Consider the following 6626-nt stretch of genomic DNA (forward strand, 5'->3'; position numbering starts at 1 on the left):
GCGATGCCGCCCGACATCAGCGCCACCGGCTCCGCACCGACCGCCGCGACGGCGCCGGGCGCACATCCCTCCCCCACGGAGCCGACCGGCGTGAAACGGATCGCGGTCATCGGCGGCGGACCCGGTGGGCTCTACGCCGCGGCCCTGCTCAAGCGGCTCGATCCGGAACGCGACATCACCGTCTGGGAGCGCAACGCACCCGACGACACCTTCGGCTTCGGCGTCGTCCTCTCCGACGAGACCCTCGGCGGCATCGAACACGCCGACCCCGTCGTGTACCGGGCGCTCCAGGACGAATTCGTACGGTGGGACGACATCGACATCGTCCACCGCGGCGTGACCCAGACCTCCGGCGGCCACGGCTTCGCGGCCCTGGGCAGGCGCCGGCTCCTGGAGATCCTGCACGAACGCTGCGACTCCCTCGGCGTGCGGCTCCGCTTCCGCACCGAGGCGCCGCCGGCCGCGGAACTGGCCGACGCGTACGACCTGGTGATCGCCGCCGACGGAGTGCACAGCCTCACCCGCGCCGCTCACGCCGAGACCTTCGGCCCCCGTCTCACCACCCACCGCTGCCGATACATCTGGCTCGCCGCCGACTTCGCCCTCGACGCCTTCCGTTTCGAGATCGCCGAGACCGCGTACGGGGTGATGCAGCTCCACGGCTACCCCTTCTCGGCCGACGCCTCCACCGTCATCGTCGAGATGCGGGAGGAGGTCTGGCGCGCCGCCGGACTCGACACCTGCGACGTGGAGCACTCGACGCTGCGCTGCGCCAAGATCTTCACCGAGGCGCTCGGAGGCCGTCCGCTGCGCTCCAACAACTCCTCCTGGCTCACCTTCCGTACCGTCGTCAACGCCCGCTGGTCGCACGGCAACACGGTCCTGATCGGTGACGCCGCCCACACCGCGCATTTCTCCATCGGCTCCGGCACCAAACTCGCCGTCGAGGACGCCCTCGCGCTCGCGGCCTGCATCGAGGAGCAGCCCGACCTGCCGAGCGCGCTGTCCGCCTACGAGACCGAGCGACGGCCCGTCGTCGAATCGACCCAGCGGGCCGCCGCGGCGAGCCTGCGCTGGTTCGAGGAGCTCGGCACCTACGTCGACCAGCCACCCCGCCAGTTCGCCTTCAACCTGCTCACACGCAGCCGCCGTGTCACCCACGAGAACCTGCGGCTGCGCGACGCCTCCTTCACCGCTGCCGTCGAGGAGGAGTTCGGCTGTGCCCCCGGTACCCCGCCGATGTTCACCCCGCTGCGGCTGCGCGGCCTCGAACTCCGCAATCGCGTCGTCGTCTCGGCCATGGACATGTACTCGGCCGTCGACGGCGTCCCCGGCGACTTCCACCTCGTCCACCTGGGCGCCCGCGCACTCGGCAGCGCCGGGCTCGTCATGACGGAGATGGTCTGCGTCAGCGCCGAGGGCCGCATCACCCCCGGCTGCACCGGGCTCTACACCCCCGAACAGGCCGCCGCCTGGACCCGGATCACCGATTTCGTCCATGCGAACGCCCCCGGTACGGCCATCGGCGTCCAGCTCGGCCACTCCGGACGCAAGGGCTCGACGAAACTCATGTGGGAGGGCATCGACCAGCCCCTCGACCACGGCAACTGGCCGCTCACCGCCGCCTCCCCGATCCCGTACGCCGAGGGCGTCAACCAGGTTCCGCACGCCCTGGACCGGGCCGGACTCGACGCCGTACGCGAACAGTTCGCCGCGGCGGCCCGGCGCGCCGACCGCTGCGGCTTCGACCTGCTGGAACTCCACTGCGCCCACGGCTATCTGCTGTCCGGCTTCCTCTCGCCCCTCACCAACCACCGCTCCGACGAGTACGGCGGGTCGCTGGGCAACCGGCTCCGCTTCCCCCTGGAAGTCTTCGACGCGGTCCGCGCCGACTGGCCCGACGACCGCCCCATGACCGTCCGCATCTCCGCCACGGACTGGGCCGAGGGCGGCACCACCGCCGAGGACGCCGTCGAGATCGCCCGTGCCTTCGTCGCCCACGGGGCCGATGCCATCGACGTCTCCACCGGTCAGGTCGTCCCCGACGAGCGCCCCGAGTACGGCCGCTCCTACCAGACCCCGTACGCGGACCGCATCCGCAACACGCTGTGCGTGCCCGTCGTCGCGGTCGGGGCGATCTCCTCCTGGGACGACGTCAATTCACTGCTGCTCGCGGGCAGGGCCGACCTCTGCGCCCTGGCCCGTCCCCATCTCTACGACCCGCACTGGACGCTGCACGCGGCGGCCGAACAGGGCTACAGCGGACCCGGCGCGCCCTGGCCGCCCCCCTACCGCGCGGGCAGCCGCATCCCGCCGACGGGCCGCACGGACGCACCGAAGCCCCGGCTCACCCTGGGATGACGGGCTCCTCGGCCGAGCTGATCAGCAGCCGGTCCGCAACCGCGCGGAAGCCGATGCGCCGGTACACGCCGTTGCTGGTCGGGTTGGCGAGGTCGGTGAAGAGCAGCACCTCCCGCACGCCTGCCGCCCGCGCCGCCCGGCCGACCTCCGCCGTCACGGCGGCCGCGTACCCCCGGCCGCGGTGCCCGGCCGGCGTGTAGACCGGCGCGATCCGCACCGTGCCCGCGATGCGCGGGGAGACGCCCGCCATCGACACCGGGACGCCGCTGTCCTCCCAGAGCGTCAGAGTGCCGGCCGCCGTCCGCTCGTCCACCAGCCGTTCGGCATGGGTGGCGGGCTGCCCGACCTCATCGGCGAATGCCCGGTGCCAGCGCACCAGCAAGGCCCGGTCGGCGGCGGTGGCGGCCCTGGGCCTCCCCGAGGGCGCGGGGGAGGGCGGGACCAGCGTCCCCAGCCGGTAGAGCCGCTGCTCCTGGTCGACCCGGCGGCCCGGCCAGGTGGCGGCCAGCGCCTCGGCGGTGGCCCGGTCCGCGTTGATCCTGGTCAGAGGGAGCGAGGCGGCAAGTGGGGCGACGGCCTCCGGGGCGACGGTTCCCAGCAGCGGCGGATACGGCGGGGTCCGCACCAGGGTGCCGGCGACCTCGCCGTCCGCATCGCGCCACCAGCCCAGCAGCGGCACGCGGTCACCGTAGGCGTGCGGGCCGTTGCGCCGCAGGGTCGCGGTGACGGTCAGCACCAGGGTGTTCTCGGCGGGCCGGGCGGCCAGCGAGGCGCCGGCCGCGTCCAGAAATACGTCGACGTCATCGGTGAAGGTCCAGGTCATGCCTCATCCTGCCGGGTGCACGGGGAGCACGGCACGCGCATTTCCGGTTTCCGGTTCAGCCGTCCCGCAGCCGGAAACGCTGCAGCTTCCCGGTGGCGGTGCGGGGCAGTGCGGGCAGGAACTCGACGACGCGCGGGCACTTGTGCGGGGCCAGTTCGCTCTTCATGTACATACGCAGCTCGTCGGCCGACAGTTCCGCACCCTCGCGCAGCACCACGTACGCCACCACGATCCGGCCGCGCAGCTCGTCGGCCCGCCCCACCACCGCGGCCTCGACCACCGCGGGGTGCCGCAGCAAGGCGTCCTCGACCTCGGGGCCCGCGATGTTGTAGCCGGAGGAGATGATCATGTCGTCGGCGCGGGCGATGTAACGGAAGTAGCCGTCCGGGTCGCGCACATACGTGTCACCGGTGATGTTCCAGCCGTGCGCCACGTAGTCCCGCTGGCGTTCGTCGGCGAGATAGCGGCAGCCGATCGGGCCGCGTACGGCGAGGAGTCCGGGCTCTCCGTCCGGCACCTGTCGGCCTTCGCCGTCCACCACCCGGGCCTGCCAGCCGGGCACGGGAACTCCGGTGGTGCCGGGGCGGATCGCGTCGTCGGCGGCGGAGATGAAGATGTGCAGCAGTTCGGTGGCACCGATGCCGTTGATGATGCGCAGACCCGTCCGCTCGTACCAGGACCGCCAGGTGGCGACCGGGAGGTTCTCGCCGGCCGAGACACAGCGCCGCAGCGCCGTCAGATCGTGCTCGTCGACGTGGTCGAGCATCACGCGGTACGCGGTCGGCGCGGTGAACAGCACCGACACCCGGTGGGCGGACAGCGCGGGCAACAGCTGCACCGGGCCGGACTGTTCGAGCAGCAGGGAACTGGCACCGGCCCGCAGCGGGAAGACCACCAGACCGCCGAGCCCGAAGGTGAAGCCGAGCGGCGGACTGCCCGCGAACACGTCGTCGGGCGTCGGGCGCAGGACATGGCGCGAGAACGTGTCGGCGATGGCGAGCACGTCCCGATGGAAGTGCATACAGCCCTTGGGCCGCCCGGTGGTGCCCGAGGTGAACGCGATCAGCGCGACATCATCCGCCGCCGTGTCCACCGGACGGTACGGCCCCCGCTCGGCCCCGGCGAGCCGCAGCAGATCGTCCGGGGCGTCACCCCCGTACGCCGTGATCCGCAGCCCCGGCACCTGAGCCTTCACCAGGTCGTCGATCGCCCGGATGTCGCACAGCGCGTGGCTCACCCGGGCGATCGAGCAGATGGTGGTGAGCTCCGCGGGCCGCTGCCGGTCCAGCACCGTGACGGCGATCGCGCCCGCCTTCAGCACCGCGAGCCAGCAGGCGGCCAGATGGGGTGTGGTGGGGCCGCGCAACAGGACGCGGTTGCCGGGGACGACCTCCAGATCCGACGTGAGGACGTGGGCGATCCGGTCCACCCGGTCCCGCAGCTCCCCGTAGCTCCAGACTCCGCCGTCCGGAGTACGGAAGGCGGGGCGGTCGGGGCCGAGGCGCTCGACCGTACGGTCCAGCAGCTCCGCCGCGCAGTTGAGGCGGGCCGGGTAGTTCAGTTCGGGCAGGTCGAAGAGCAGTTCCGGCCACTGGTCCGGAGGTGGCAGGTGCTCCCTGGCGAAGCTGTCGAGGTGCGCTGAGGTCTTCGGTTCCATGACGGATCGCCCCCTTGTCGCCTCCGGAGCGTATCGTTTGGGTGACGGTAGTCAACGGTCCGCGATAAGACGAGAAAGACGAGATGCGCCCGCCGGGCGCCTCGGACACCGACAAGAGAGGCGCCGGTATGACGGCATTCTCGCTCGATCCGGCACAAACCGCCTGGTGCGAGGAGCTGAGAGTCCTTGCCGAGCAGCAACTGCGCCCCCTCGCCGAAAAGGGCGACCCCGGCCACGTCAACCGCCCCTTGATCACCGCACTCGGCGAGTCGGGCCTCCTCGACAGGATGCTGAACTCCGGCGCCCTCGGCCTCTGTCTGCTCCGCGAGTCCCTGGCCCGTGGCTGCACGGAGGCCGAGACCGCGCTCGCCCTCCAGGGACTCGGCACCCACCCCGTGGTCCGCGCGGGTACCCCGACCCATCGCGAACGCTGGCTCCCCGAGGTGCGGGCCGGCCGCGCCGTCGCCGCCTTCGCGCTCAGCGAACCGGGGGCGGGCTCCGACGCGGCGGCCCTCGCCCTGAATGCCGAACCCGCCTCCGACGGATGGCGGCTGACCGGCCAGAAATGCTGGATCTCCAACGCGCCGGAGGCCGACTTCTACACCGTCTTCGCCCGTACGACCCGGGGCGCCGGCTCCCGCGGCGTCACCGCGTTCCTGGTCCCCGCCGACCGCCCCGGGCTGACCGGCACCGCCATCGACATGCTCTCGCCGCACCCCATCGGGGCCCTGGAGTTCGACGGTGTCCCGGTCACGCCCGACGATGTGCTCGGCGAACCGGACCGGGGCTTCCGGGTCGCCATGGACACCCTCAATCTCTTCCGTCCCAGCGTCGGCGCCTTCGCCGTCGGCATGGCCCGTGCCGCCCTTGACGCCACCGTGGCGCACACCGCCGGACGCACCGCGTTCGGCGGCCCGCTGAAGGACCTTCAGGCCGTCTCCCACCAGGTCGCCGAGATGGCCACCCGCACCGAGGCCGCCCGGCTGCTGGTGTACGCGGCCGCCGCGGCCTACGACGCGGGCGAGTCCGGCGTACCGCGCCGCGCGGCCATGGCGAAGCTGTACGCCACCGAGACCGCGCAGTACGTCGTCGACACCGCCGTCCAACTGCACGGCGCCCGTGCTCTCCGCCGCGGCCACCTCCTGGAGCACCTCTACCGGGAAGTCCGCGCCCCACGGATCTACGAGGGCGCCAGCGAGGTCCAGCGCACGATCATCGCCAAGGAGCTGTACGCGAACCGGGAGGCGTCCGCATGAGTCCGGTCCACCGGATCAACCCCGCCGAACTCTCACCGCCCACGGGCTTCTCGCACGCCGTCGCGGCCACCGGCGGCCAACTGGTCTTCCTGGCCGGGCAGACCGCCCTCGACCCGGACGGCAAGGTCGTCGGCGACGGACTGCCCGAGCAGTTCGCGACGGCGCTCACCAATCTGATCACCGCCCTGCGCGCGGCGGGCGGCGCCCCGGCGGACCTGGTCCGCGTCACCGTGTACGCCACGGATGTGGCCGACTACCGGACCCGGGCCGGTGAACTGGGCCGGATCTGGCGGCGGCTGGCGGGCCGCGACTATCCGGCGATGGCGGTCATCGGGGTGGTGAGGCTCTGGGACGAGCAGGCACTGGTCGAGATCGACGGGGTGGCGGTACTGCCGTGAACGCGCCGGACGTGGCGGGGCCCCCCCGCCCCGCCCCGCCCGCGCCCCGCCGGGGACGTGGGGGGGGACCCCCCAAGCGCCCCGCCCCGGCGCCCCACCCCCAGCCCGGCGGCGCCCGCGGGCGGGGGGTG

5 protein-coding genes are annotated in these 6626 nt (G+C 72.8%); 3 read left to right on the plus strand and 2 right to left on the minus strand.

What is annotated here, in order from left to right; genetic code table 11:
- Nucleotides 1–3: 3 nt before the first annotated feature.
- Nucleotides 4–2361: a bifunctional salicylyl-CoA 5-hydroxylase/oxidoreductase gene (locus ACIOHC_RS13260; RefSeq protein ID WP_401842743.1), complete on the plus strand. Its 2358-nt coding sequence runs from the start codon at nucleotides 4–6 to the stop codon at nucleotides 2359–2361.
- Here the strand turns inward: ACIOHC_RS13260 and ACIOHC_RS13265 are convergent.
- Nucleotides 2348–3184 carry a GNAT family N-acetyltransferase gene (locus tag ACIOHC_RS13265; RefSeq protein WP_401842745.1) on the minus strand — a complete coding sequence of 279 codons (837 nt, stop codon included), beginning with the start codon at nucleotides 3182–3184 and terminating at the stop codon, nucleotides 2348–2350. The two genes, ACIOHC_RS13260 and ACIOHC_RS13265, sit on opposite strands and share 14 nt — an antisense overlap.
- A gap of 55 nt (nucleotides 3185–3239) precedes the next feature.
- Nucleotides 3240–4841, minus strand: a complete 1602-nt coding sequence (locus tag ACIOHC_RS13270) for an AMP-binding protein (protein ID WP_401842746.1) — start codon at nucleotides 4839–4841, stop codon at nucleotides 3240–3242.
- 128 nt (nucleotides 4842–4969) lie between these two features.
- On the opposite strand from ACIOHC_RS13270, the gene ACIOHC_RS13275 reads away from it, so the two are divergent.
- Both ACIOHC_RS13275 and ACIOHC_RS13280 read left to right on the plus strand, forming a co-directional pair.
- Nucleotides 4970–6097, plus strand: coding sequence for an acyl-CoA dehydrogenase family protein (locus tag ACIOHC_RS13275; protein WP_351075025.1), 1128 nt, complete (start codon nucleotides 4970–4972; stop codon nucleotides 6095–6097).
- The gene (locus ACIOHC_RS13280; protein ID WP_351075024.1) at nucleotides 6094–6495 is read left to right on the plus strand and encodes a RidA family protein; all 402 of its coding nucleotides are present in this window, start codon (nucleotides 6094–6096) and stop codon (nucleotides 6493–6495) included. The genes ACIOHC_RS13275 and ACIOHC_RS13280 overlap by 4 nt, the downstream gene beginning before the upstream one ends.
- Nucleotides 6496–6626: the final 131 nt, after the last annotated feature.

Origin of the sequence: Streptomyces sp. NPDC088252 (assembly GCF_044740965.1) — a bacterium.
In the GTDB taxonomy this organism is placed as follows: domain Bacteria; phylum Actinomycetota; class Actinomycetes; order Streptomycetales; family Streptomycetaceae; genus Streptomyces.

Excerpts from the sequence above, each read along its gene's own strand:
- ACIOHC_RS13260 (WP_401842743.1), top strand. The coding sequence starts at position 4 with ATGCCGCCCGACATCAGCGCCACCGGCTCCGCACCGACCGCCGCGACG.
- ACIOHC_RS13270 (WP_401842746.1), bottom strand. The coding sequence starts at position 4,841 with ATGGAACCGAAGACCTCAGCGCACCTCGACAGCTTCGCCAGGGAGCAC.
- ACIOHC_RS13280 (WP_351075024.1), top strand. The coding sequence starts at position 6,094 with ATGAGTCCGGTCCACCGGATCAACCCCGCCGAACTCTCACCGCCCACG.
- ACIOHC_RS13275 (WP_351075025.1), top strand. The coding sequence starts at position 4,970 with ATGACGGCATTCTCGCTCGATCCGGCACAAACCGCCTGGTGCGAGGAG.
- ACIOHC_RS13265 (WP_401842745.1), bottom strand. The coding sequence starts at position 3,184 with ATGACCTGGACCTTCACCGATGACGTCGACGTATTTCTGGACGCGGCC.